This window comes from Sphingomonas limnosediminicola, from assembly GCF_039537965.1.
Lineage (GTDB): Bacteria > Pseudomonadota > Alphaproteobacteria > Sphingomonadales > Sphingomonadaceae > Sphingomicrobium > Sphingomicrobium limnosediminicola.
The window spans coordinates 337,302-361,577 of record NZ_BAABBM010000001.1; the positions used below are offsets into that span (position 1 = coordinate 337,302).

General features: G+C 62.7%; 22 protein-coding genes and 1 pseudogene. 14 read left to right on the forward strand and 9 right to left on the reverse strand.

The window, feature by feature from the left end; genetic code table 11:
- Positions 1-8: 8 nt before the first annotated feature.
- The 4 genes from metC to ABD704_RS01700 form a co-directional block, all read right to left on the reverse strand.
- Positions 9-1,160: a cystathionine beta-lyase gene (gene metC, locus ABD704_RS01685; protein WP_344697961.1), complete on the reverse strand. Its 1,152-nt coding sequence runs from the start codon at positions 1,158-1,160 to the stop codon at positions 9-11.
- 59 nt (positions 1,161-1,219) lie between these two features.
- The gene (locus tag ABD704_RS01690; protein ID WP_344697962.1) at positions 1,220-1,489 is read right to left on the reverse strand and encodes a hypothetical protein; all 270 of its coding nucleotides are present in this window, start codon (positions 1,487-1,489) and stop codon (positions 1,220-1,222) included.
- Between the two features lie 24 nt (positions 1,490-1,513).
- Positions 1,514-1,747, reverse strand: a complete 234-nt coding sequence (locus tag ABD704_RS01695) for a WGxxGxxG family protein (protein WP_344697963.1) — start codon at positions 1,745-1,747, stop codon at positions 1,514-1,516.
- Between the two features lie 115 nt (positions 1,748-1,862).
- Positions 1,863-2,120 (reverse strand): energy transducer TonB, encoded by a 258-nt coding sequence (locus ABD704_RS01700; RefSeq protein ID WP_344697964.1) that lies wholly within the window; start codon positions 2,118-2,120, stop codon positions 1,863-1,865.
- Positions 2,121-2,691: 571 nt separating this feature from the next.
- On the opposite strand from ABD704_RS01700, the gene proS reads away from it, so the two are divergent.
- Genes proS through dnaE form a run of 6 tightly spaced genes read left to right on the forward strand, consistent with a single transcriptional unit; the run spans position 2,692 to position 10,976 of the window.
- Complete coding sequence (gene proS / locus ABD704_RS01705; RefSeq protein WP_344697965.1) at positions 2,692-4,017, forward strand: proline--tRNA ligase; 1,326 nt, start codon at positions 2,692-2,694, stop codon at positions 4,015-4,017.
- On the forward strand, positions 4,014-5,264 hold the full coding sequence (locus ABD704_RS01710) for a lipoprotein-releasing ABC transporter permease subunit (RefSeq protein WP_344697966.1): 1,251 nt from the start codon (positions 4,014-4,016) through the stop codon (positions 5,262-5,264). Before proS ends, ABD704_RS01710 begins: the two co-directional genes overlap by 4 nt.
- Positions 5,257-5,931 carry an ABC transporter ATP-binding protein gene (locus ABD704_RS01715; protein ID WP_344697967.1) on the forward strand — a complete coding sequence of 225 codons (675 nt, stop codon included), beginning with the start codon at positions 5,257-5,259 and terminating at the stop codon, positions 5,929-5,931. The genes ABD704_RS01710 and ABD704_RS01715 overlap by 8 nt, the downstream gene beginning before the upstream one ends.
- Positions 5,928-6,875, forward strand: coding sequence for a lysozyme inhibitor LprI family protein (locus tag ABD704_RS01720; protein ID WP_344697968.1), 948 nt, complete (start codon positions 5,928-5,930; stop codon positions 6,873-6,875). Before ABD704_RS01715 ends, ABD704_RS01720 begins: the two co-directional genes overlap by 4 nt.
- A 37-nt stretch (positions 6,876-6,912) precedes the next feature.
- A complete protein-coding gene (locus ABD704_RS01725; RefSeq protein ID WP_344697969.1) occupies positions 6,913-7,476 on the forward strand; it encodes a hypothetical protein in 564 nt (187 codons plus the stop codon).
- A gap of 59 nt (positions 7,477-7,535) precedes the next feature.
- A complete protein-coding gene (gene dnaE / locus ABD704_RS01730) occupies positions 7,536-10,976 on the forward strand; it encodes a DNA polymerase III subunit alpha (protein WP_344697970.1) in 3,441 nt (1,146 codons plus the stop codon).
- Between the two features lie 3 nt (positions 10,977-10,979).
- Here dnaE and ABD704_RS01735 read toward each other — a convergent pair whose 3' ends face one another.
- Both ABD704_RS01735 and mtgA read right to left on the reverse strand, forming a co-directional pair.
- The gene (locus ABD704_RS01735; protein ID WP_344697971.1) at positions 10,980-11,645 is read right to left on the reverse strand and encodes a hemerythrin domain-containing protein; all 666 of its coding nucleotides are present in this window, start codon (positions 11,643-11,645) and stop codon (positions 10,980-10,982) included.
- A 334-nt stretch (positions 11,646-11,979) separates the two neighbouring features.
- Positions 11,980-12,711 (reverse strand): annotated as a pseudogene (gene mtgA / locus ABD704_RS01740) (monofunctional biosynthetic peptidoglycan transglycosylase); the annotation flags it as partial.
- A gap of 92 nt (positions 12,712-12,803) precedes the next feature.
- On the opposite strand from mtgA, the gene alaS reads away from it, so the two are divergent.
- Entirely contained in the window at positions 12,804-15,458 is a 2,655-nt protein-coding gene (alaS, locus tag ABD704_RS01745; protein WP_344697972.1) for an alanine--tRNA ligase, read from the forward strand.
- Entirely contained in the window at positions 15,455-15,898 is a 444-nt protein-coding gene (locus tag ABD704_RS01750) for a GFA family protein (protein WP_486387609.1), read from the forward strand. Before alaS ends, ABD704_RS01750 begins: the two co-directional genes overlap by 4 nt.
- Here the strand turns inward: ABD704_RS01750 and ABD704_RS01755 are convergent.
- The gene (locus tag ABD704_RS01755; RefSeq protein WP_344697973.1) at positions 15,856-17,655 is read right to left on the reverse strand and encodes a cation:proton antiporter domain-containing protein; all 1,800 of its coding nucleotides are present in this window, start codon (positions 17,653-17,655) and stop codon (positions 15,856-15,858) included. The genes ABD704_RS01750 and ABD704_RS01755 overlap by 43 nt on opposite strands.
- A gap of 77 nt (positions 17,656-17,732) precedes the next feature.
- Between ABD704_RS01755 and ABD704_RS01760 the strand changes: the two genes are divergently transcribed.
- Together ABD704_RS01760 and ABD704_RS01765 are read left to right on the forward strand one after the other, a co-directional pair.
- Entirely contained in the window at positions 17,733-17,939 is a 207-nt protein-coding gene (locus tag ABD704_RS01760) for a hypervirulence associated TUDOR domain-containing protein (RefSeq protein WP_344697975.1), read from the forward strand.
- A gap of 31 nt (positions 17,940-17,970) precedes the next feature.
- Positions 17,971-19,191, forward strand: coding sequence for an FAD-dependent oxidoreductase (locus ABD704_RS01765; protein ID WP_344697976.1), 1,221 nt, complete (start codon positions 17,971-17,973; stop codon positions 19,189-19,191).
- Here ABD704_RS01765 and ABD704_RS01770 read toward each other — a convergent pair.
- Positions 19,148-20,392, reverse strand: coding sequence for an NADP-dependent isocitrate dehydrogenase (locus ABD704_RS01770; protein ID WP_344697977.1), 1,245 nt, complete (start codon positions 20,390-20,392; stop codon positions 19,148-19,150). The genes ABD704_RS01765 and ABD704_RS01770 overlap by 44 nt on opposite strands.
- A gap of 104 nt (positions 20,393-20,496) precedes the next feature.
- On the opposite strand from ABD704_RS01770, the gene ABD704_RS01775 reads away from it, so the two are divergent.
- Positions 20,497-21,237 (forward strand): phosphatidylserine decarboxylase, encoded by a 741-nt coding sequence (locus ABD704_RS01775; protein ID WP_344697978.1) that lies wholly within the window; start codon positions 20,497-20,499, stop codon positions 21,235-21,237.
- Between the two features lie 38 nt (positions 21,238-21,275).
- Entirely contained in the window at positions 21,276-22,001 is a 726-nt protein-coding gene (locus tag ABD704_RS01780) for a CDP-alcohol phosphatidyltransferase family protein (RefSeq protein ID WP_344700456.1), read from the forward strand.
- Here ABD704_RS01780 and ABD704_RS01785 read toward each other — a convergent pair.
- On the reverse strand, positions 21,964-22,176 hold the full coding sequence (locus ABD704_RS01785; RefSeq protein ID WP_344697979.1) for a hypothetical protein: 213 nt from the start codon (positions 22,174-22,176) through the stop codon (positions 21,964-21,966). The two genes, ABD704_RS01780 and ABD704_RS01785, sit on opposite strands and share 38 nt — an antisense overlap.
- A 251-nt stretch (positions 22,177-22,427) precedes the next feature.
- On the opposite strand from ABD704_RS01785, the gene rpsB reads away from it, so the two are divergent.
- Positions 22,428-23,183, forward strand: coding sequence for a 30S ribosomal protein S2 (gene rpsB / locus ABD704_RS01790; RefSeq protein WP_344697980.1), 756 nt, complete (start codon positions 22,428-22,430; stop codon positions 23,181-23,183).
- Positions 23,184-23,272: 89 nt separating this feature from the next.
- Positions 23,273-24,217, forward strand: coding sequence for a translation elongation factor Ts (tsf, locus tag ABD704_RS01795; RefSeq protein ID WP_344697981.1), 945 nt, complete (start codon positions 23,273-23,275; stop codon positions 24,215-24,217).
- Positions 24,218-24,276 lie beyond the last annotated feature (59 nt).

Below are 24,276 nucleotides of genomic sequence, written 5' to 3' on the forward strand. Positions count from 1 at the left end.
ACTGTTGCCTAATCGACACTCGCGAGGCTTCGCTCGAGGTCCTCAATCAGGTCATGCGGATCTTCCAGGCCAATGTGGAGCCGAACCAGTCGTTCCGCAGGCGTTTTAGTTGCGGTCCGGTTTGCGCGCACTGGCAGCGCAAGACTCTCATAGCCGCCCCAACTATAACCAATGCCGAACAACTTCAGTCGATCGATGAATGCGGCGGGATCTCCGTTGAGCTGGAATGCGAACAGCCCCGACGCGCCTTTGAAATCGCGTGCCCAAATTTCGTGACCGGGACAATCGGGAAGGGCGGGGTGAAGCACCGCGCCCACTTGTCGCTGCTGTTGAAGCCATCTGGCGATCTTTAGCGCGGACGTTTGGTGCTGCTTGAGGCGGATCGCCATCGTCCTTAGCCCACGAGATGCGAGCCATGCATCGTCGGGTGACACCGCATGACCAAGGTCCCAACTCGTTCGCTGCAGGCGCTGGAAATGCTCCTCAGTCGCCGTAGCCGTGCCGATCATCACGTCCGCATGTCCGCCGACATATTTGGTGGCGGCGAGGATGGTGATGTCCACGCCGGCCGCGATTGCAGGGAAGAACAGGGGCGTCGCCCAGGTGTTGTCGAGCAAGGTGACGACACCTCGATCACGCGCCACCGAACAAATCGCCGGTACATCCTGGATTTCCATCGTCAGCGAGCCCGGGCTCTCGAGAAGGATGGCTTTGGTCTTGGCGCCGATGAGCTCGGCGATGCGGCTGCCAATCAGCGGGTCATAATATCGCGTATTCACCCCGAAGCGCTTGAGGATCGCATCGCAAAACTTGCGGGTGGGTCCGTAAACGCTGTCGGTGACGAGCAGCTCGTCACCCGCGGAAAGCACCGATTGTAGCGACGCGGTAATCGCCGCCAGCCCCGAGGAGAAAAGAGCTGTCCCTGCGGCGCCCGGCTCAAGTTCGGTGAGGGCTTCGGAAAGGGCCCAATGCGTTGCCGTTCCCTGCAATCCGTAGCGATATTCGCCCAGGCCCGGTTGCCCGCTGCTCAGCTCAGCGACGCTATCGAACAGGATTGTGGATGCGCGCTCGACCGGCGGATTGACGAGGCGCCCAAGCCATTCCTTGCGGCGGCCCCCTTCGACAAGCTTCGTCGATTGCCGCTTTTCGTGGTCACTCATCACATGCTCCGGAAGTTCCTAGCGACCGAGCCGGGAACGCCCCGAAGACAGGTCGAGAGTCAGCCCTTGGCCTTCCTGGCACCGAGTAGACCGACAAGGCCAATGAGGCCAATCGCTCCCCACGGAAGACCACGGGATTTGGTCGGTTCAGGTGCAGCCATATCGGCGGGCTGCGCCGTAGGTTCCGGCACCGCTTGCGGCGGCACCGCATTGGCATCCACGGCCTGGGTTGCCGCAGCATTGTTTGTCGCGACGTTGTTGTCTTGGGCCATGGCTGGCGTTGCGGCGAGCAGCGCGGCGGCGAAGGGCAGGGAATATACGAGGCGCATCAGCGTTCCTCCTTTATCGGATCATCATTCGTCGAAGGATGACGGGTGATAACTGTCTTCCTCATGCTGCGGCAGCAGCCCGATGAGCCCAATGAGCCCGAGCAATCCAACGAGGTTCCAGAGCAAATCCACTGAAGATTCGCGGCTTGCGATCCGCTGTTGCGTCTCCGTCCGCAACTCGCCGCGGTCGTTCTGCGCGGACACGGGTCCGATGGCCGAGGTCATCAGGAACAGCGCGAGTATCAAACGCCAACGCATTGGCTTCCTCCTTCGCTGATCAGTGCGCTTGTTCACGCCCGAAAGGCATGACCAAGGAAGTCATTCCTACATCAAAACGACGCTTGCAGAAAGTTGGGCAAACCAATCGTCACCCTCAGTCGGCGATCGCCCATTTCACCGACTGGGTATAGGTGCTGACACTCGGCCTTCCGTCCACGTCGAGTGCCGGTGCGAAGCGCGCCCGTGTTTGGATTATGTTGCAAGTGGCTTGGTCGAGCGAAGCGTGACCGCTGCTCTCCACTACCGAGCAGCGGCTGACGCGGCCCTGGCGATCGATATCGAGGCGGACGCGTACCGTCCCTTGCGCATTCGCATCTAGGGCGTCCGCAGGATAATCGTCTCCGCTGAACAAGCCGGTGAGTCTATTTGGCGATGAGTTTACGTTAGCTGCCGATTGTTCGACCTGCGACCGATTTGGTTCGGACGGAGCTAACGACCGCCCGGCAGCGGAATGGCTGGACCGAGACGAAGTGTCCTGCACTCTGACCTGCTGAAATGCCCAAATGGCGATCGCTACGACAGCTGCCAGCAGGAACAGGCCCGCGTTTTCCTTGGGAGGTTGAACCGGTGAGCGAGGATCGGTTTGCCGCCTGTCCGAGCCCCAGAACATTGTAGCGGTGTAACTGTGCGGCAGCATCAAACGCAAACGCCCGGATCGTCTAGCGATCCGGGCGCCCTGCGTGACGATTGCTCGTCAGCCCCCTTGGATGTTTGTCGCGGTCCAGCGTCCCCAGTCGCCTAACCGCAACCCCGAACCCACGACCCAAGGGCCTGTTCGTTCGGTCGAAGTGTTTGGTAGGCCTGCCCCTTGACGCTGTCACGGCGGTAAATTGACGGAGGTTGCTTTTTGGCAAGGCCTGTGTCGGTCCTGCCACAGCAGCCGTAGTTGCCAGCTAAAGCCGCTCCCCGTAGAGCGCGGGCCCATGCGCTGGTCACGTGCCTTTCTTCCCGTGCTCAAGGAGAGCCCCGCCGACGCCCAGATCGTCAGTCACAAGCTGATGCTGCGCGCCGGCCTTGTTCGTCAGACAGCCGCCGGCATCTACGCCTGGCTGCCGCTCGGGTATCGGGTGCTGCGAAACATCGAGCAAATCGTTCGCGACGAGCAAGACCGTTCGGGCGCGATCGAGATGCTGATGCCGACGCTTCAGTCGGCCGAACTGTGGCGCGAGAGCGGACGTTACGACGCTTACGGGCCTGAGATGCTGCGGATCCGGGACCGGCATGATCGCGATATGCTCTACGGTCCGACCAACGAGGAAATGATTACCTCGATCTTCCGCGCCGAGACCCGCAGCTACCGCGACCTTCCGCGCACGCTTTATCACATCCAGTGGAAATTCCGTGACGAGGTGCGGCCCCGGTTCGGTGTCATGCGCGGGCGAGAGTTCTTGATGAAGGACGCCTACAGCTTCGACATCGACGAGGCCGGCGCGCGGATGTCCTACTACACGCAGATGCTGGCTTACCTGCGGACGTTCCAGCGGCTCGGCATCCAGGCAGTGCCGATGAAGGCCGCGTCCGGGCCCATCGGCGGCGACCTTAGTCACGAATTCATCGTCCTCGCGCCGAACGGCGAGAGCGAGGTGTTCTACGATGCCGCCTACGAAGGTTTCGACTGGCATCAGTCGGATATCGACTATGGCGACGAGCGCGACCTGCAGCGGCTCTTCAAGCAGGTCAGCGACACCTACGCCGCGACTGACGAGACCCACGACGAGAAGCAGTGGGGCAAGGTCAAGGAAGCGAACCGGCGAACCGGTCGTGGCATCGAAGTGGGGCACATCTTCTACTTCGGCGACAAATATTCCGCAGCAATGGACCTCAAGGTCTCGGGGCGCGACGGGCACGAAGTCACTCCACTGATGGGGAGCTACGGCATCGGCGTCTCGCGCCTCGTCGGCGCCATCATCGAGGCGAGCCACGACGACGCCGGTATCATCTGGCCGGAAGGCGTTGCGCCGTGGCGCGTCGGCTTGGTCACCATGCGCGCTGACGATCAGCCCAGCCGCGAGGCGGCAGAGATGCTTTACGGCCACCTGCTGGGGGCTGGCGTCGAGACTCTCTACGACGACCGCGACGAGCGTGGTGGCGCCAAGTTGGCGTCGATGGATCTCATCGGCTTGCCATGGCAGCTCATCGTCGGACCGCGCGGAATTGCCACCGGCTCGGTCGAGCTCAAGAAGCGTTCGACGGGCGAAAAGCACGAGCTAAGCATCGAATCCGCGCTTTCGCGGTTAGTGGGCGCATGATCCTCAATCGCGCCGAGCGGATGCTCGCTCGCCGTTACCTTCTTCCCGACAAGGGCGAAGGCTTCATCTTCCTGGTCGCCACCATCAGCTTGATCGCTGTGGCTCTCGGCGTCGCGGCGCTGATCATCGTGATGAGCGTGATGAACGGCTTCCGAGCGGAGCTGTTCGACAAGATCGTTGGGCTGAACGGCCACGCGGTGATTCAGGGTTATGATGGACGGCTGTCCAACTGGCAGCAGATCGCCGACCAAGCGAGAAAAACGCCGGGCGTCACCTCCGCCATTCCGATGATCGAGCAGCCGCTCATGGGCACGGCGAACGGCCGCTTCGAAGGTGTCATCGTTCGCGGCATGCGTCCCGAGGACCTGCGCTCGAACAATACGCTGAACGCGCACGTGGTGGCGGGTGATCTTCGCACCGTCACGCCGGGCAGCAATCGCGTCGCCGTGGGTTCACGCCTTGCCGAAACGCTCGGGCTCTACCCGGGCGGCCAGATTACGTTGTGGAACCCGGACGGGCGCTCGACCGTGGTCGGGACGGTTCCGCGCGAAGTGACCTACACCGTCGGCGCGATCTTCGAGATCGGCGTCTACGATTATGACAAGGCGTTCGTAGTCCTCCCGATCAAGGACGCGCAGGAACTCCTCCTGATGGGCGACCAGGTCGGGATGATCGAGGTGCAAACGACGAGCCCGGACAAGGTTCAGCAGATCCTCGATCCGCTCCGCAAGGCCGTCCAGGGCAGGGCCAACGTCGTAGATTGGCGCCAGATGAACTCGGCCCTGTTTGAAGCGCTGGAGGTCGAGCGCGTTGCGATGTTCGTGGTGCTTTCGCTGATCGTGCTCGTCGCCGTGTTCAACATCCTGTCGTCGCTGATCATGCTAGTTCGCGCGAAGACCCGCGACATTGCGATCCTGCGGACGATGGGCGCCAGCCGGCGCGGGATGATGAAGGTTTTCATGACCGTTGGTGTGACGATCGGCTCGCTGGGGATCGTCCTTGGCATCATTATTGGCGCCATCTTCCTCTACTTCCGCCAGGGCGTGGTGGAGGCGATCCAGAAGCTCACGGGCCAAAACCTGTGGGATCCGTCAGTCCGGTTCCTTACCGACCTTCCTGCCAAGCCCGACCCGTTCGAAGTTACCGCGATCATCGTGATCGCGCTGATCCTCTCGTTCCTCGCGACCGTCTACCCGGCCTACAAGGCGGCAAGCACTGATCCTGTGCAGGTGCTCCGCTATGAGTGAGGCGGTCCTCGCCACGAAGGACTTGCGCCGCAGTTTCACGCAAGGCGAAGTCACGATCGACGTTCTGCGTGGGGTCGACCTGTCGATTGCGCCCGGCGAGATCGTGGCTTTGCTCGGACCCTCGGGGTCAGGAAAATCGACTCTGCTCCAGGCAGTCGGCCTGCTCGAAGGCGGCTTTGAGGGCTCGATCCGCCTCCAGGGCGAGGAAGCGTCAAACCTCGACGACGAAGGCCGCACGCGTCTGCGGCGGGAGTTGCTCGGCTTCATCTACCAGTTCCACCATTTGCTCCCGGAATTCAACGCGCGCGAAAACGTCATCCTGCCGCAACTCGTGTTCGGCACGGAGCCGAAGGCCGCGCAGGAGCGGGCAGAGCAATTGCTGACGGTCCTCGGTCTCGGCCAGCGCCTCGACCACAAGCCAGCCAAGCTTTCCGGTGGTGAACAGCAGCGCGTCGCTGTCGCTCGCGCGCTCGCCAACAAACCGCCGCTCATCCTCGCCGACGAGCCGACCGGCAACCTCGACGAGCAAACGGCCGACATCGTTTTCGCCGAATTTCTGAACATGGTCCGCAAGGAGGGCAGCGCCGCCCTCGTCGCTACGCACAATGAGCGGCTTGCGGCGCGGATGGACCGCGTCGTTAGGCTGAACGAGGGGCGTCTTCAATGACGGAGCCGCAGCGGCGGCCAGACGTTTCTCCGCCAATGCGACGCCTCAATCCCCATCTCTTGGTGCTTCTCGCCGGTGTCACCGGGCTGGTGCTGCTCCTCGCTTATTACGCCAGCAATCGGAACCCGGATCAGGACAAGCTGAAGGGGTCCCAGGTCGCTGGGCCGCAAGCGGCCAGCGCCGAGAAACGCTGTGCGAGCAAGGCCACATACGATTTGATCAAGCGCGAACTGTTCCGCCGCGCCGCGCAAATGCGGGGCAGTGATCAGGCGGCCTATGACAAATTGTCCGCCTACGCCGTCGTGCGCATGGAAAACCCAGTGCTCGAGAGCGAGAATAGCGACACTCGCGCAGTCAATTGCTCGGGGTCGCTTGCCCTTGATCTGCCACCCGGCGTGGCGGTGGTCGGCGGGCGCCGGACGTTGATGTCCGATGTTGACTATACCTTGCAGCCAGCGGCTGACGGCACTGGAACCGTCGTGCTACTGCGTAACGCGGACGCGGTGATAGCTCCGCTCGCGACTCTCGCCCGCACAGCTCAACCGGCACCGCAAACGCCGACTGTCGCGCCTGAAGCGAATGTGGTCGCCCCTGTAGAGCCCAACCCGGTCGTCGAACCGCAGGCACCTGCAACGCCGCAGGCACCCGACCGGCCGGCGGTTGCGAGGCCCAGCTTTAACTGCGGCGCAGCTCGCACGCGCGGTGAAAAGGCCGTCTGTTCGGATGCGGGCTTGGCGGCGCTCGATCGCAACATGGCGGCGCAATATGTGCGGTCGATGAGCGCTGCTTCGCCGGAGCAGCAGGCAACTCTTCGTCGGACACGCGACCGCTTCCTGTCCTATCGAGACCGCTGTCCGGACAACCGCTGCATCGGCGACGCTTACGTGGGCCGCATGCGCGAGATTCGGGACATCATGGAAGGCCGCTGGCAGGCGCCGCGATAAGCTTCGTAGAACGATGTTTGCCTCTGCGTGGCAAACGGTGTCCATCATCCACATGGAGGTGCGCATGGTTCGTCCGATCCTGCTTCTCGCTCTATTCGTGTCGACTTCCTCGTGGGCGCAGGGAACTCCGCCGCCCGGTTGCGATAGCCCGGAGTCGCATCAATTCGATTTCTGGGTCGGCAAATGGGAGGTGCACCCGCGCGGCAGCGACAAGATCATCGCGCACTCCCTTATCGAGAAGCGTTATGCCGGTTGCGCCGTGCGCGAGAACTGGATGCCGCTCGGCAAAGAGCTCAGCGGCGGCGGCGGAAGCCTGAGTCTGTATGACATGCGTCGCAAGCAGTGGCGGCAGACCTGGGTCGATTCGAGCGGCACTCGTGTCGATCTCGATGGCGGCTTTGCCAACGGGGTAATGTTGATCACCGGCAATTGGGAGAACTTCGTTGCTCCCGGCAAGGATGCGCTGGTCCGCATGAGCTATCAGGTCCAGCCGAACGGCGAAGTTCGCCAGCGGGGCGAATCTTCAACCGACGGCGGCAAAAAGTGGTCGACGTCGTTCGATTTCTTGTATCGGCGCGTGCAGGAATTTCCCGCCTTTTAGCTGTGGAAAAGAGCCGGCGCCGAGCTTCCCTCGCGAAATGAAATCCCCATAGTGGGCGAGTGAGCCAACCTTTCGTTCCGCTTCGCGTATTCTCTTCCTTCACAATGCTGGAAGGCGCGATGGAGCCCAAGACGCTGGCGGCGCAAGCTGCGAAGCTCGGCTTCCCGGCGATCGCCATCGTCGATCGCAACGGTCTGTACGGCGTGATGCCTTTCAGCGACGCGTGCATGGAGAAGGGCGTACAGCCGATTATCGGCGCAATGCTGGGCGTCGCGCGGCCCGCGGATATCGGCGGCGAAGCAGCAATCGACTGGCTGGCGCTCCTGGCGAAGTGTGAGACCGGCTATGCGAACCTCTGCAAGCTCGTGTCTTCGGCGCATCTCGACCGGCCGCTGGAACAGGATCCGCATGTCGAGTTCGAGAAGGTTCAGGAATTTAGCGACGGGCTGATCGCGCTGACGGCGGGCGCTGAAGGGGCTTTGGCGCGGCTTATTGCCGATGGGCAGCAGCTTAAGGCCGAAGCCTACCTGGACAGGCTCCAGACTCTTTTCCCCGACCGGCTCTATATCGAAATTAGCCGACGCGATGACGTCGTTGAGGAAACGGCGGAACAGGCGCTGATTGACCTCGCTTACGCCCGAGATCTGCCGCTCGTCGCCACCAATCCGGCAGCTTATGCCGACCCGACCTTTCATGCAGCGCACGATGCCATGCTGTGCATCGCTAACAGCGCCTATGTCGAAAGTGCCGACCGCGTCGTCTCCTCCGCCGACGCATGGCTCAAGAACTCCTCGATGATGACGGAGCTGTTCGCCGACCTGCCCGAAGCCATTGCCAACACCATGGTCATCGCCCAGCGTTGCGCGGTGGCTGCCCCGAAGCGCAAGCCGATCCTTCCAAGGCTTGGCGAGGACGAAGATCAGGAACTCCACCGGGACGCCCATGCCGGGCTTGCCGATCGGTTGAAGGGCCGGAGCGCAAAAGATTTCGAGGCGTACGCCAAGCGGCTCGATTACGAGCTCGAGATCATCACCGGCATGGGCTTTGCTGGTTACTTTCTGATCGTCGCCGACTTCATCAAATGGGCGAAGGCGAGTGATATCCCGGTCGGTCCCGGCCGCGGGTCTGGCGCGGGCTCCGTTGTCGCTTGGGCGCTGACCATTACCGACCTCGACCCGCTCGCCCTCAACCTGCTGTTCGAGCGCTTTCTCAACCCCGAACGCGTTTCGATGCCCGACTTCGACATCGACTTCTGCGAAACGCATCGCGACAAGGTCATCACTTACGTCCAGCAGAAGTACGGCCGCGATAAGGTCGCACAGATCATCACCTTCGGTCGCTTGAAGGCTCGCGCCGTCCTCAAGGACACCGGTCGCGTGCTCCAGATGGGCTACGGTCAAGTCGATCGCCTTGCCAAGCTGATCCCGAACCACCCGACCGATCCGTGGACGCTTGAGCGGTCGCTCAACGGCGTTCCCGAGGTTGCGGCGGAGTATAAAGATCCGGACGTCAAGCGTCTGTTCGATTTGGCGATGAAGCTGGAGGGCCTGCCGCGCCACGCATCCACCCATGCGGCGGGCGTGGTGATAGGTGACCGCCCGCTCGACGAGCTGGTCCCGCTCTACCGTGACCCGCGCTCCGACATGCCGGTCACGCAGTTCGACATGAAATATGTCGAGGCAGCCGGGTTGGTGAAGTTCGACTTCCTGGGCCTGAAGACCTTATCGGTGCTGAAAGAAGGCCAGCGCTTGCTCGCCGAACAGGGCATCGAAGTCGATTTCAGCGCGTTGCCGTGGGACGACGCATCTGTTTACGAGCTCCTCCAGCGGGGCGACACGGTCGGCGTGTTCCAGCTGGAATCGGAGGGAATGCGGCGCACGCTGTCCGCGGTCCGCCCGACGGGCTTTGGCGACATCGTCGCGCTGGTCGCGCTTTACCGTCCGGGCCCCATGGACAACATCCCGATGTTCGGCGACCGCAAGAACGGGCGGGCCGAGATCGAATACCCGCATCCCTTGCTCGAAGGCATCCTGGCCGAGACCTACGGCATCTTCGTCTACCAGGAACAGGTGATGCAGGCCGCGCAGATCCTCGCCGGCTATTCCCTAGGCAGCGCAGACTTGCTGCGCCGCGCAATGGGCAAGAAGATCAAGTCGGAGATGGATGCGCAGCGCGCGACCTTCGTCGAGGGCTGCGCCACCCACAACAACATTCCCGCCGCCAAGGCCAACGAGCTGTTCGACCTGATCGACAAGTTCGCAGGGTATGGCTTCAACAAGAGCCACGCGGCCGCTTACGCGCTGGTGGCCTATCACACGGCTTGGCTGAAGGCACATCACCGCGCCGAATTCTACGCCGCGTCGATGAGCTTCGACATGGCACTGACGGACAAATTGTCAATCTTCGTCGAGGACATGCGCCGCGGCGAAGTCACGTGCCTAGCACCCGACATCAACGCCAGCCACGCGCACTTTACCGTCGAAAGCGGCGCCGTTCGCTATGCTCTCGGCGCTCTCAAAGGCGTCGGCGAGAAGGCGATGGAAGCGCTGGTAGAAGAGCGCGGGCGGGGAGGGCCGTTCACGAGCCTCGAGGACTTTGCTACTCGTATTGACCCGCGCTTGCTCAATCGCCGGCAGTTGGAAGGCCTGGCGGGCGCTGGCGCCTTCGATGCGATCAATAATGAACGCGCGGCAGTCTTTGCCGGCGCAGAAACGATCCTCGCCCATGCCGCAAGCGCGCATGACCAGCGCACCAGCGGCCAGGCCGGGTTGTTTGGCGGCAGCTCGTCAGAAGCGGCGCCGATCCGCCTTCCGCGCGAAGCCTGGACGCTGGCTCAGCGGATGGCGGCTGAGCGCGAATCCTTCGGCTTCTACTTCTCGTCGCACCCCGTCGATGCCGCCCGGCACCTGCTGGCCGCGCACAAGGTCCGCACCTTCGCCGAACTTGCTGGCACCAGGATCGCGGAAGGTGAGCGCGTCGGCGCGACCATGGCGGCCTTGATCGAAGAAACGCGCTTCCGCACGTCGGCGCGGGGTCGCCGTTATATGATGGCTACGCTCAGCGACAGCTCAGGACAGTTCATTGCAACTTGCTTCGAGGATGATGCCTGCGCGGCTCTCGAAAGCGCGGCCAAGGCCGGTCAGTGTGGGCTGCTCAACGTCGAACTCGATCGTCGCGCGGGTGACGAAACGCCGCGCGTAACCGTGAAGAAGGTTCAGCCGCTCACCGATCTCGCCAAGCGCACACGACTTCAAATGACGGTGCGTGCGCCTGACATGCATGCGATCGCGACTGTCTCGAGCGAAATGAGCGATGCGCGTGGCGGCAACGGGCTGCTGCGCTTTATCGTGCCTTTGGATGGAGGTGGCGAAGCCGCGGTCGTCGCCGGCCGCGACTTCAATCTCGACGGCGAGCTGGCAGCCCGCATCGAGCGGATTACCGGCGAGGGGAGCGTCGACCTAACAGTCCAGGAGCCGCCGAGGCTCGCCCTCGTCGGTTGAGGCTTAAGCCATCCAGAACCCGTCGCGGTTCACCAGGCTCGTGACCCGCGCGTTCTGCTCGTCGTCGAGCGCATTCTTGAAGGTCGGGAACACTTCCTCTTCCTCCATGTGCGCGTGACGGGCGACGAGCGCGCGGAACTCGCGAACCTTCTCGAGCCATTTGCCGGACTCCGGCCCCATCTCGTTGAGCTCATAAATGTAGGTCTTGATGTATCCGTGCTCGCCCTCAAGCTGATCGGCGCTGACGGCCTCATTCGCCTCACGAAGAGCCGGATAAACGACCATCTCTTCCTGATGGGCGTGCTTGTCCAGCGCGTGAGTGAGCTTCATCAGCAGCATCTTGCGCTTGAAGGACTGCGTCTCGTCGGTGGTGAGCATCTTGTCGAAGATCGCCAGCGCCACGTCGTGTTCGGTCGCCAGGATCTCGTCCCAGTCACCCGCTGCGGCCTCCATGCCCTGCATAATCGCCTTGCGGCCGAAATTCGCGGCGAAGCCAATCGCGACGCCGGCAAGCGCCGCGCCAAGCAGTGGCCCGGCGCTGTCGCCGAAGGAAAAAGCGCTGCGATTGTCGCTGCTTCGATTGCGTTCGTTGCTGCTGCTCTCTTTCGAGCTGCCGCTACGAGCTGAAGTGGTCCGATTGGATGTGCGGCTTCCGGTACGCGTTGCCATAAACTCCTCCATGTCGATGATGCTGCTTTAACGGACAGGGGAGAGGCGCCGTTCCGTTCGCGAAGCACGCCCCGCAAACATTCCGGCGCATGAGTTAGACGCCGTTCGCAGGTTCCTGCGGTTGTTCCGGCTGCGGCGCGGTCTCAGGCGTGTTCTGCGCCGGGGTCTGGTCGGGCGCCTCAAGCGGCTCGGTGGTCGTGGGAGGCAGCTCCTGCACCGCATTTTCAAGCGGCGGCAGCGCCTTAGGGCTCTCGTATTCCTCGCCGGGCAGCGGACGCGCCTTCTTGCTGACAGGCGGCGGTGCCTTGTTCACCGGCGCGGTGGCTCCCTGATAAACGCAGGCGTCGAGACCATCGCGGCTGACGGTCGGGATACGTGCTGCGATCGTATTGCCGTAGCGGCGAGTGAAGCCTTTCGGCGCGACCGCTCCACGTTCCTTCGGAAGCGGAAGGACGGCTGCGATCCGTGCCGCCTCGGTCGGGCTCATGGCGCTCGCGTCATGGCCGAAATAGCGCTGCGACCCGGCATTTACGCCATAAGTGCCGATGCCGGTTTCTGCGAGGTTCAAATAGACCTCCATGATCCGCCGCTTGCCCCACAGACGTTCGATTAGGAACGTGAACCAAGCTTCGACTCCTTTACGCGCATAGCCGCCGCCTTGCCACAGGAAGGCGTTCTTCGCGGTCTGCTGACTGATAGTGGAGCCGCCGCGAATGCGACCACCGGATGCGTTTCTTTTCATCGCATCTTCAATGGCTTCGAAGTCGAACCCGCTATGCGAACAGAACTTACTGTCTTCTGCGGCGATGGACGCGCGAACCATGTCGCGATCGATTTCCCCGATCGGCATCCAATCGCGCGTCGCCCCGCGACCGGCGAACATGTCGCCGAGCATGGTCACCGTGATCGGCGGGTTCACGAAGCGATAGGCGAGCACCCACAGGAAAGAGACGATGAAGAAGGCGAGGACCAGCCTGACGATCCAGCCGAGTATCCGGCCGATCAGCGAGCCGACCTTTCGCTTGCGCTTGTACTTTGGAATGCTGGTCTTGGGCCGTTTCGCCATGCCCAGCGCCTAGCGGCAAGGCGGCCGCGCTGCCAAGTCCCGAGCGACAGGCTTTCCTTGCCGCACTGCAGCGCAGCATTTACATCGCCAGCATGACCTCGACGAACGACATCCGCCGCAGCTTCCTCGATTATTTCGGGACGAACGGCCACGAGCGGGTGCAGTCGGCGCCGCTGGTACCGCACAACGACCCGACTTTGATGTTCGTCAATGCGGGGATGGTGCCGTTCAAGAACGTATTCACGGGACTCGAAACGCGGCCTTATTCGACCGCAACCAGTTCGCAGAAATGCGTCCGCGCCGGCGGCAAGCACAATGACCTCGACAATGTCGGCTACACCGCGCGCCACCACACCTTCTTCGAGATGCTCGGGAATTTCTCGTTCGGCGACTATTTCAAGGACCAGGCGATCCATCATGCCTGGACGCTGATCACGAAGGACTGGGGGCTGAGCCCCGACCGGCTGACCGCGACAGTCTATCACACGGACAACGAAGCGTTCGACCTTTGGCGAAAGATCTCCGGCCTTCCAGAGAGCCGGATCATCCGCATTCCGACCAAGGACAACTTCTGGGCGATGGGGGACGATGGCCCCTGCGGTCCATGTTCCGAGATATTCTACGATCATGGCGACCATCTCCCCGGCGGGCCTCCGGGCAGTCCCGATGAAGATGGCGATCGGTTCGTCGAAATCTGGAATCTCGTCTTCATGCAGTACGAGCAGGCGGCGGGCGAGATCGTGTCCGAGCTGCCCAAGAAGAGCATCGACACTGGCATGGGGCTCGAGCGCATCGCCGCGGTCATGCAGGGCGTTCACGACAATTATGATACGGACACATTCCGCACACTGATCCGCGAGAGCGAGGCGCTGACCCAGACCAAGGCCGAAGGCGAGCAAAAGGCCAGTCACCGCGTCATCGCCGACCATTTGCGCGCCTCGGGCTTCCTCGTCGCCGACGGCGTGCTGCCGGCCAACGAGGGTAGGGGTTATGTCCTTCGCCGCATTATGCGCCGCGCCATGCGCCACGCGCACCTGCTAGGCTCGAAAGAGCCGCTGATGTACCGGCTCGTGCCCGCGCTCGTCGCTGAAATGGGTGCGGCCTACCCGGAATTGGTCCGCGCTCAGCCGCTGATCGAAGCAACGCTGCAGCAGGAAGAGACGCGCTTTCGGCAGACGCTGTCCAACGGGCTCAAGCTGCTCGATGAGGCGACCGGTGACCTTGCCGAAGGCGGCACGTTAGCGGGCGAGACGGCGTTCAAGCTCTACGACACGTTTGGTTTCCCGTACGATCTGACCGAAGACGCGCTGCGCTCGCGCGGCATTCAGGTGGATCGAGAAGGCTTCGACACCGCCATGGCCGAGCAGAAGGCCAAGGCGCGCGCGGCCTGGAAAGGCTCGGGGTCGAAAGCATCCGAAGATATATGGTTCGACCTAGTCGAGGAGCATGGTGCGACCGAATTCACCGGTTACTCGAGCGACGTGGGCGAGGGCGTGGTCCTGGCGATCGTCAAGGATGGCACGCGCGTCGAGCAGGCTGACGTCGGACAGACGGTTGAGGTCTTGTTGAACCAGACACCTTTCTACGCCGAAAGCGGCGGCCAAACAGGCGATGCCGGAAAACTGAGCACCCTCAAGGGCTTCGTTGGCAATGTTGAGGACACCAGCAAGCCGCTTGGCAAGCTTCATGTACTTCGCGCGAAGGTCACAGCGGGCGAACTCAACTTGGGCGAGACAGTTCACCAGAAGGTGGATAGCGAACGCCGCGACCGCGTCCGGGCGAACCACAGCGCAACGCACCTGCTGCACGCGGCCTTGCGCCGTCTTCTCGGCACACACGTCACCCAAAAGGGCAGCCTCGTCGCCCCTGACTATTTCCGCTTCGACTTCTCGCACCCCCAGGCGCTCACTCGCGAGGAAATTGAGGACGTCGAGGCGGAAGTGAACGCACAGATCCGCTCGAACGAGCAGGTCACGACCAGGCTCATGACCCCCGACGAGGCAATTTCTGCCGGTGCGATGGCATTGTTTGGAGAGAAATATGGCGATGAGGTCCGCGTGCTCTCCATGGGCCGTCATTCCGACGCAGATTACTCCGTTGAGCTGTGCGGAGGCACGCACGTCCGCGCGCTCGGCGACATCCAGCTGTTGAAGATCATCAGCGAGAGCGCGGTTTCCGCCGGTGTCCGCCGGATCGAGGCGCTGACGGGCGAAGCGGCGCGCAAGTGGCTGACGGAGCGCGATGCGCGCCTCCGCGAAGTCGCTGCGACGCTCAAGAGCTCGCCGGAAGAAGTGCCCGCGCGCATCAAGGCGCTTGTCGAAGAGCGGCGCAAGCTTGAGCGTGAGCTAGCGGAGGCGAAGAAGCAACTCGCTATGGGGGGCGGCACCAAATCCGATGCGTCGGCACCCGAAGACGTGAACGGCCACAAATTCCTCGGCCAGGTCGTGGAAGGCCTTGATCCCAAGAGCTTGCGCTCAACCGTTGATATGATGAAGCAGCGCGTCGGGTCCGGCATCGCCGCCTTGATCGCGGTAAACGAGGGTCGCGCCAGCGTTGCCGTTGGCGTGACGGACGATCTTTCGGGCCAGGTCAGTGCGGTCGATTTGTTGAGGGCCGCCGTCGCGGCACTTGGCGGGCAGGGCGGCGGCGGGCGCCCCGACATGGCGCAGGGGGGCGGACCCGACGGCTCCAAGGCCAATGAGGCGCTCGAAGCGGTGAAAGACGCGCTGGAGAGGGTGCCGGCTTGATCGACCCTCAGTCAGCCGAGCCGGTCACGCTGAACGGTTCGTGCCACTGCGGCGCCGTGCAGTTCAGCGTGAAACTCACCGAGGGTTTTGCCTCGGCCCGGCGTTGCACCTGCTCGATGTGTCGAATGCGCGGCGCAGTCGCGGTTACCTCGACGCCTGCCGACTTCGCACTGAAGCAAGGCGCGGACCAGCTTGCCACCTACCGTTTCAACACCCGCACGGCCGAGCATCACTTTTGCTCGAAATGCGGGATCTACACCCACCACAAGCGCCGTTCGAACCCCAACCAATTGGGCGTGAACGTGGCATGCCTGGACGGCGTGTCGCCATTCGACTTCAAGGAGTTGCTTGTGTTCGACGGAGAGCGACATCCGGCGGACAATGCCGACCACAAGACCTACGTGGCAGGCGTCCTCCGTTTCGAGCCCGCTGAAGGCTGAGCGTCGCGAAGACGGCGCCGACCGAGCGTGGGCTCGGCGTCAAGCTCTGCCTCTTCCATGATCTTGGCGCGAAGTTGGCTGCGCTTTTCATGGATCGACGCGATCACCGGGCCCATGGCGAGGCCTGTATCGACGAGCACCGCTTCAGATAGCTGAAGCGACGCTTCCAGCGTCTCTGGCACGGCGTCTGTAGCGCCGGCCTTGTAGAGACGCGCGGCGTGCGCCGTGTCGCGCGCACGGGCGATAATCGGCAGTTCCGGAACCCAGCCGCGGACGCGCTGGACGACGCGAACGACAAGGACGGGGTCGTCCATTGTCAGCACCAACGCAGCGGCGTGGCCCAATTGAAGGCGATCCGACAACTCGGGCCGCGAAACATCACCGAAGAGGATGTTGTAGCCTTTCTCACCGGCCCGCCGGACCGAGTCTGGATCGCTGTCGACCGCCAGGTACGGGCGATCATGCTCCCGAAGCATGTCGGCGACCATCTGCCCGACGCGTCCGAAACCGAAGATCACAGTGCGTCCGGCGCCCGAAATTGGCTCCTCCGGCTCGCTCGCCCTGCTCTCGGCGCGATGACCAATACGGCGCCCGACCGCCGCAAGAAGCGGGGTCACGGTCAGCCCGATGGCCGTTACAGTGGTCCAGAGACCGGTTTCTGTCGCTGTTAGCAGCCCCGCCGTGCCTGCAGCGGAAAGCACAATGAGGCTGGTCTCGGACGGGCTCGCCATCAGGATGCCCGCCTCGAGGGCGACGCCGACACGGGCTCCGGACGCGCGAACCAGTGCCGTCGTAACCAATGCCTTCACCGCCATCAGCGCGATTGCTGCACCCAGGATCAGCGGCCAATCACGAGCAAGTGCCGTCAGGTCGATACGCATGCCGACGGTGATCAGGAAGATGCCGAGCGCGAGACCCGCCAACGGCGCGGTGATCGCTTCAACCTCAGCGCTGTATTCGGTCTCCGCGATCAGTATCCCCGCGATGAGTGCACCGAGGATCGGCGACAGGCCGACGGCGCCCGTCGCGAGGCTGGCAAGGATGACCGTCAGCAGGCTGATGGCGAGGAACAGCTCCGGGTTCTTCGTGCGCGCGGCCTGGGCGAAGAGTCCGCTGAGCAGGAATCGCCCAATGGCCAGCATCGCCGCGACCACCAGCACGCCGAGGATGGCGGTCCGCAGCAGCTCATTCATGTCGGCATGCCCGCCAATTAGCTCGATGAGGAAGATCATCGGGACAAGCGCAAGGTCTTCGAACAGCAACATGCCGAACGCGGCCTTGCCGATCGGCGTTTCGACGCCGGTGATCGGCAGCACCAGCGCAGTGGACGACAGTGCCAGTGCAAGCCCCAATGCTGTCGCTGACTGGATCGGGGAACCAGTGAGCAGCAGTCCGGCAGTGATCAGGATCGCACAGCCCAGCAGCTCTGCCGATCCGACGCCGAAAACGGCCTTCTTCATTGATCGAAGACGGCGGAAGCTGATGTGCAGCCCGGCAGAGAACAGAAGCAGGATAATACCCAGCTCCGCAAATGGCTCGATCGAATGAGGGTCGCTGATCGAGAAGGTGTGCAGCCATGGATGGGCGGGCGCGAGGGCGCCGAGCATGTACGGGCCAGCGATGATGCCGACGACGATGAAGCCAATGACTGGCGTGATTTTCAGGCGCGCGAAGGCGGGAATTACGATGCCCGCAGCGCCGAGGATCGTCAGTGCATCGCTAAGGCCCGTGCCGCCGGTTGGTACTCCTGTCGCCATACCAGCTTTAGAGCAGGTGCCGGCAAATGTGTCACCCGTTCAGCGGCTTGGATCGTTGTGCTGGCGGAGGTTTGGAAATGACCAAGACACTGAAAGCCGGCGATGGCGTGTCGTGGAGCTCGCACGGTGGTAAAGCACACGGCAAGGTCGTGAGGAAGTTGACGTCGGGCAGGACTATCAAGGGCCACAAAGTTGCCGCGTCGAAGGACAATCCCGAATATCTCGTCGAAACCGACGAGGGGAAACAGGCCGCGCACAAGGCCGCAGCGTTGACCAAGGCTTGACGGCTGTTTCGCCGCTCTGCGAAACGGCGGCATGGCGTCCAAGGGCGATACGCCTGAGCTAGACCTGATTGTCGTCGGCGGTGGACCCGCCGGGATGATGGCGGGGATGTTGTTCGCACGCGCCGGCTGCGAGGTACTCGTCCTAGAAAAGCACGCGGACTTCTTCCGCGATTTCCGCGGCGATACAGTTCACCCGTCGACGATGGAGATCCTGAGCCAGCTCGGCATGCTGGAGCGGTTTTTGAAGCGCCCGCACAACAGAGTCGCCGGCGCACAACTGCGGATGGCGGGTCGGGAGTGGACGATCGGTGACCTTTCCCACCTTCACACGCCAGCGCCGTTCATTGCGATGATGCCGCAGTGGGAATTCCTCGACTTCCTTCGCGTTGAGTCGAAGGCATTCCCCGGCTTTCACGTTGAGATGAGCGTGCCGGTTGCCAGCTTCCTTGAGGAGCAGGGCAGTGTCGTCGGCGTAAAGCTTGAGAGCGGGAAGGAGCTTCGCTCGCGGCTCACGATTGCGGCGGACGGCCGCTCGTCCATCGCGCGCGCCTTGCTTCCGCTGGAAGACCTGGGTGCGCCGATGGACGTATTCTGGTTCCGCGTGGCGAAGCCCGATCCTGACACGTTTGGACTTCGCGGCAATGTCGAGCGCGGGCGGCTGCTCGTGATGATCGACCGCGGCGATTACTGGCAGTGCGCATTCCTGATCCCGAAAGGTGCCGCGGCGTCCTACTTGTCGCGAGGCATCGAGGCGATCCGAGTCGAGGTGGCCGCGACGGCGCCTCCGGAGCTCGATCTCGCTGAGCTCGATGAAATTTCCGACTTGCACCTGCTGACCGTGAAGCTTGACCGCCTGACCCGTTGGTATCGGCCAGGACTGCTCGCGATTGGGGATGCGGCGCACGCCATGTCTCCAATCGGCGGCATCGGTATCAACCTGGCCATTCAGGACGCAGTAGCCGCCGCCAATGCGCTCGCTGGTCCGCTGGCAAAGGGCGAGGACGTCGACCCGTTGCTGCACAAGATACAGGAACGGCGGCTGTTCCCGACGCGCGTTATCCAGGCCGCCCAGAAGACCGCCCAGGACAACATCATCGGTCGCTTGCTCCAGCCCGGCGCGCCGATTACGCAGGCGCCGCTAATCGTGCGCCTGTTCGACCGCTTTCCGCTACTGCGGCGTATCCCAGGCCGATTCATCGGCCTCGGCGTCAGGCGCGAGCAGGTTCGCTCGCCAGTTGTTCCGACGTCATAGCCGCTTCGAGATTCGTCACGATGGCCTCGAAGAACTGTTCGGTCGTCATCCAGGCCTGCTCAGGACCGACGAGGATCGCGAGGTCCTTGGTCATCTGGCCGCCTTCGACCGTCTCGACGCACACGCGCTCGAGCGTCTCAGCGAAGCGGACGACGTCCGGCGTCTCGTCGAACTTACCGCGATATTTTAGGCCGCCGGTCCAGGCGAAGATCGAGGCGATCGGGTTCGTCGACGTCGCCTTTCCCTGCTGGTGCATGCGATAGTGGCGGGTGACGGTGCCGTGGGCTGCTTCGGCCTCGACAGTCTTGCCGTCGGGTGTCGTCAGCACTGAGGTCATGAGGCCAAGCGACCCGAAGCCCTGCGCGACCTGATCCGACTGAACATCGCCGTCATAGTTCTTGCAGGCCCAGACGAACTTGCCGCTCCACTTGAGCGCGGAAGCGACCATGTCGTCGATCAGACGATGCTGATATTCAATGCCAGCAGCCCCGAACTTCGCTTTGTATTCCTTATCATAAATCTCCTGGAAGATGTCCTTGAACCTGCCGTCATAGGCCTTGAGGATCGTGTTCTTCGTCGAGAGATAGACCGGCCAGCCGCGGTTGAGGCCGAAGTTCAGGCAGGCATGAGCGAAGTCGCGGATCGATTCGTCGAGGTTGTACATGCCCATGGCGACGCCCGAACTCGGGAAGTCGAACACCTCATGCTCGATCTCTTCGCCGTTCTGGCCCACCCATTTGATGGTCAGCTTGCCAGGGCCCGGAACTAGGAAGTCCGTCGCCTTATACTGGTCGCCGAAGGCATGGCGTCCGACCACGATCGGGTCGGTCCAGCCAGGGATCAGGCGAGGAACATTGGCGATCACGATCGGCTCGCGGAAGACGACACCGCCAAGGATGTTACGGATCGTGCCGTTGGGCGACTTCCACATTTTCTTGAGCTTGAATTCCTCGACGCGCGCCTCGTCGGGCGTGATCGTGGCGCACTTCACGCCGACGCCATGCTGCTTGATTGCATTGGCGGCATCGACGGTGACTTTGTCCTCCGTCGCGTCGCGGTTCTCGACCGACAGGTCGTAGTAAAGGAGGTCGATGTCGAGATAGGGAAGGATCAGACGTTCGCGGATCCATTGCCAGATAATGCGGGTCATCTCGTCGCCGTCGAGTTCGACAACGGGGTTCTTCACCTTGATCTTGGCCATGCTTTTCCCTGCGATTTGGAGATTTGGCCGCGCATTAGGATGCGCGGGCGCGGCAGGCAACCGCAGCGTTGTGCCGTGGCGGGTGCGCCTTTAAGGACACGCGCATGCCAGCAATCGACAAGCACGAAACGCCGCTCCCGACGACCACCGTTAAGTGGCGTTTCCCTACAGTTCATCCTGAAGGTCGCAAGTTCGCCGTCGCGGCAGGGGCGATCACGGTGTTCGCCTTCTTGCTGCACTGGAACTTCCTCGCCTGGATCCTGGTCGGACTGACGATCTGGGTCGCGGCGTTCTTCCGCGATCCGATCCGCACCACGCCGCGAAGCGAGAAGTACATCATCGCGCCTGCGGACGGCCTGATCACAATGATCGCTAAGGTGCCGCCGCCACCCGAGCTACGTGGCCCCGACCTGCTTGCCGACGGCGACTACACACGCGTGTCGATCTTCATGAGTGTGTTCGATGTGCACATCAATCGCTCGCCGATCGCAGGCCGGATCAAGCGCATTGCTTATGTGCCCGGCAAGTTCGTCAACGCCGACCTCGACAAGGCTAGCGAGGACAACGAGCGACAGCACTTTCTCGTCGAGGGCAATGACGGACTGAAAATCGGCTTCACGCAGATCGCGGGCCTCGTCGCGCGGCGCATTTTAGCATTCGTCCGTGAAGGCGATTCCATCGAAGCGGGGCAGCGCGTAGGCCTTATCCGTTTTGGCAGCCGTGTCGACGTTTACCTGCCCGCGGGCGTCGCTCCCCGAGTGATCCTCGGTCAACGCTCGATTGCCGGCGAGACGATCCTTGGCATCATCGGCCTGGACGTTCCTGCGACCGGCATCAGCCAGTGAACGAAGAGGAGGGGCCGCGCGGCATACCGTTCCGCGCCATGATCCCGAACGCCATTACGGCAACTGCATTGTGCTTCGGTCTCACTGGCGTGAGCCTGGCCATCCGTGGCGAATGGCGGAACGCGATTGGTGCGATCATCCTTGCCGGTGTCCTCGATGGGCTCGATGGGCGTATTGCGCGCCTTCTGAGAGCGCAGAGCAGATTTGGCGCGGAACTGGACTCTCTCAGCGACAATATCGCCTTCGGCACCGCGCCCGCGCTGATTCTGTTCTTGTGGTCGCTTCAGAATGAGCCCCGGTTCGGGTGGATTGCCGCATTGTCGCTGGCCGTCTGCTGCGCGCTCCGGCTAGCACGGTTCAATGCTCGCCTCGACGCCGCGGAGCAGCCGCATAAGACGGCCGGCTTCAATACGGGCGTCCCTGCGCCGGCGGGCGCCGGGCTGGCGTTCATCCCAATCTATCTCTGGCTGGTGTCAGGCAACGAGTGGTTCCGCCAATGGCAGCTGGTCATGGCCTGGACGGTCTTCATTGCCCTGCTGATGATCTCGAGCCTGCCGACATACAGCTGGTCCAGTATCCGAATCCGGCGAAATTGGCGGTTGTTTGCGCTAGCCGGCGTCGGCCTGTTGGGTGCCGCACTTGTGCTTACACCGTGGCCAACCCTGCTTGCCGTCGCGGTGCTTTACCTGGCGATGATCCCGTTCGGTCTGTTGAGCTACGCCCGCGTCAAGCGGCGGCGCGCAGGCGCGGCTTCGCACGCATAGGCTGCTGAAGCCGCGGACGGCTCCTGAGCCTCACCGGAACAGCGACGTCCTGCTGCACATTGCCCTTGAGGGCAGCGGCGATCCTCCCGCCGCTTTCCTCAAGAACGGCGGCACCGACGACCACGAGCAGCCACAGTGTCGCGAGAAAGGCGAGGGTACCGAGAGCAGCAATCATCGCATCGATCCTTCTTTGGAGCGCCAAACCGAACTGGACCCGCTTTGTTCCAGTCTGGTACCGAGCAGCCCGGTTGAGAAGCACAATGTTCCCTCTTTGTTCTTTTAAGTCAAGAGGGCGGCCAACCCCTTGAAAGCGCAGGCGGGTTCGGGTAGGGGGCCGCTCATTCCACAGGCGGAGCTTACATACCGGTGCCGGCCGTAAGGTTGGTCATACTGCTCCGCTGAGGCAGAACCGGAAGGAGAAAGATTATGGCGGCCACGGTCGTCACCATGCAGCAATTGCTAGAAGCCGGAGCCCACTTCGGCCACCAGACCCACCGCTGGAATCCCAAGATGAAGCCGTACATTTTCGGCGATCGCAATGGGGTGCACATTATCGACCTGTCGCAGTCCGTGCCGCTGTTCGCGCGCGCGCTGGACTTCGTGCAGCAGACTGTTGCCCGTGGCGGCAAGGTGCTGTTCGTCGGCACCAAGCGCCAGGCGCAGGATGCGATTGCCGAGGCCGCGCAGGCTTCGGGCCAGCATTTCGTCAATCACCGTTGGCTCGGCGGCATGCTCACCAACTGGAAGACCATCTCCAACTCGATCAAGCGCCTCAAGAGCCTTGAAGAGCAGCTTTCGGGCGACACCGCGGGCCTCACCAAGAAGGAAGTTCTTCAGCTGACGCGCGAGCGCGACAAGCTGGAGAAGAGCCTTGGCGGCATCCGTGATATGGGCGGCCTTCCCGACATCATGTTCGTCGTCGACACGAACAAGGAAGAGCTGGCGATCAAGGAAGCCAATGTCCTTGGCATTCCAGTCGTCGCGATCCTCGATTCGAACAGCGACCCGACGGGCATCGCGTTCCCGGTCCCGGGCAATGATGACGCCAGCCGCGCCATCCGCCTCTATACCGACGCGGTCGCGCAAGCTGTCGGCGAGGGTCGTAGCGGAAATGCTGCTGCCCGTGGCCAGGACATCGGCTCGATGGCGGAGCCGCCGGTCGAGGCCGCGCTCGAGGCGTAATCGGTGCTCCTGCAATGGCGGGAGCACTATACCTATATCAAAGTCTGACCGGTCTCCGCCGTCGCGGGGACACGAGGAAGGAAGAGAAAATGGCTGAGATCACGGCCGCGACTGTGAAAGAACTGCGCGAGCGCACCAGCGCGGGCATGATGGACTGCAAGAAAGCCCTCGCCGAGACCAATGGCGACATGGAAGCCGCCATCGACTGGCTGCGCGCCAAGGGCCTGTCGGCTGCCGCCAAAAAGGCCGGCCGCACCGCCTCCGAGGGTCTGGTTGGAGTCGTCGTCGAGGGCAATCGCGGCGCTGTTGTCGAGGTGAACTCGGAGACGGACTTCGTCGCCAAGAACGAAATCTTCCAGGATTTCGTCCGCAACGTTGCGACGCTCGCACTGCAGAACGGCACCGACGTCGAGGCGCTGAGCACTGTTCAGTATCCAGGCGGCGGCACGGTGCAGGAGCAGCTGACGGACAACATCGCCAAGATTGGCGAGAACCAGTCGCTACGCCGCGCTGCGGTTATTGAAGTGAACCAGGGTGCAGTCGTTCCTTACGTCCACAACCAGGTCGTCCCCGGTCTCGGCAAGATCGGCGTGCTGGTCGCTCTGGAGAGCGCCGCGTCGGCTGACGTCCTCACGGCGCTTGGCAAGCAGATCGCGATGCACGTCGCGGCTGCGCACCCACTTGCGCTCAATGCCAGCGACCTCGACGCGGAGCTCATCGAGCGCGAGCGCTCGATCGCCATGGAAAAGGCAAAGGAAAGCGGCAAGCCGCAGAACATTGTCGAGAAGATGGTCGAAGGCGGCCTTGCCAAGTTCCGCAAGGAAAACGCGCTGACGTCCCAGCTGTTCGTGATGGACGGCAAGACCCCGGTTGCCGAGGTCGTTGCGGCCGCCGCGAAGGACGCGGGTGCAGCCATCGATCTCAAGGGCTTCGTCCGCTTCCAGCTCGGTGAAGGCATCGAGAAGAAGCAGGAAGACTTTGCGGCGGAAGTCGCGGCTGCAGCGGGTACGGCGAAGGCCGAACCGGTCGCCTAAGCAAAACAACTGCCGCTTGGCAGTTGGCAACGGGGCGGCTCGGCCATAAAGGCTGGGCC

What these genes read in the sequence shown, in the direction of transcription:
- ABD704_RS01695 (WP_344697963.1), bottom strand. Translation starts at nt 1,747, where the DNA reads ATGCGTTGGCGTTTGATACTCGCGCTGTTCCTGATGACCTCGGCCATC.
- ABD704_RS01710 (WP_344697966.1), top strand. Translation starts at nt 4,014, where the DNA reads ATGATCCTCAATCGCGCCGAGCGGATGCTCGCTCGCCGTTACCTTCTT.
- ABD704_RS01760 (WP_344697975.1), top strand. Translation starts at nt 17,733, where the DNA reads ATGACCAAGACACTGAAAGCCGGCGATGGCGTGTCGTGGAGCTCGCAC.
- ABD704_RS01780 (WP_344700456.1), top strand. Translation starts at nt 21,276, where the DNA reads ATGATCCCGAACGCCATTACGGCAACTGCATTGTGCTTCGGTCTCACT.
- ABD704_RS01715 (WP_344697967.1), top strand. Translation starts at nt 5,257, where the DNA reads ATGAGTGAGGCGGTCCTCGCCACGAAGGACTTGCGCCGCAGTTTCACG.
- ABD704_RS01785 (WP_344697979.1), bottom strand. Translation starts at nt 22,176, where the DNA reads ATGATTGCTGCTCTCGGTACCCTCGCCTTTCTCGCGACACTGTGGCTG.
- proS (WP_344697965.1), top strand. Translation starts at nt 2,692, where the DNA reads ATGCGCTGGTCACGTGCCTTTCTTCCCGTGCTCAAGGAGAGCCCCGCC.
- ABD704_RS01770 (WP_344697977.1), bottom strand. Translation starts at nt 20,392, where the DNA reads ATGGCCAAGATCAAGGTGAAGAACCCCGTTGTCGAACTCGACGGCGAC.
- alaS (WP_344697972.1), top strand. Translation starts at nt 12,804, where the DNA reads ATGACCTCGACGAACGACATCCGCCGCAGCTTCCTCGATTATTTCGGG.
- metC (WP_344697961.1), bottom strand. Translation starts at nt 1,160, where the DNA reads ATGAGTGACCACGAAAAGCGGCAATCGACGAAGCTTGTCGAAGGGGGC.
- ABD704_RS01775 (WP_344697978.1), top strand. Translation starts at nt 20,497, where the DNA reads ATGCCAGCAATCGACAAGCACGAAACGCCGCTCCCGACGACCACCGTT.
- ABD704_RS01690 (WP_344697962.1), bottom strand. Translation starts at nt 1,489, where the DNA reads ATGCGCCTCGTATATTCCCTGCCCTTCGCCGCCGCGCTGCTCGCCGCA.
- ABD704_RS01720 (WP_344697968.1), top strand. Translation starts at nt 5,928, where the DNA reads ATGACGGAGCCGCAGCGGCGGCCAGACGTTTCTCCGCCAATGCGACGC.
- ABD704_RS01735 (WP_344697971.1), bottom strand. Translation starts at nt 11,645, where the DNA reads ATGGCAACGCGTACCGGAAGCCGCACATCCAATCGGACCACTTCAGCT.
- tsf (WP_344697981.1), top strand. Translation starts at nt 23,273, where the DNA reads ATGGCTGAGATCACGGCCGCGACTGTGAAAGAACTGCGCGAGCGCACC.
- ABD704_RS01765 (WP_344697976.1), top strand. Translation starts at nt 17,971, where the DNA reads ATGGCGTCCAAGGGCGATACGCCTGAGCTAGACCTGATTGTCGTCGGC.
- rpsB (WP_344697980.1), top strand. Translation starts at nt 22,428, where the DNA reads ATGGCGGCCACGGTCGTCACCATGCAGCAATTGCTAGAAGCCGGAGCC.
- ABD704_RS01755 (WP_344697973.1), bottom strand. Translation starts at nt 17,655, where the DNA reads ATGGCGACAGGAGTACCAACCGGCGGCACGGGCCTTAGCGATGCACTG.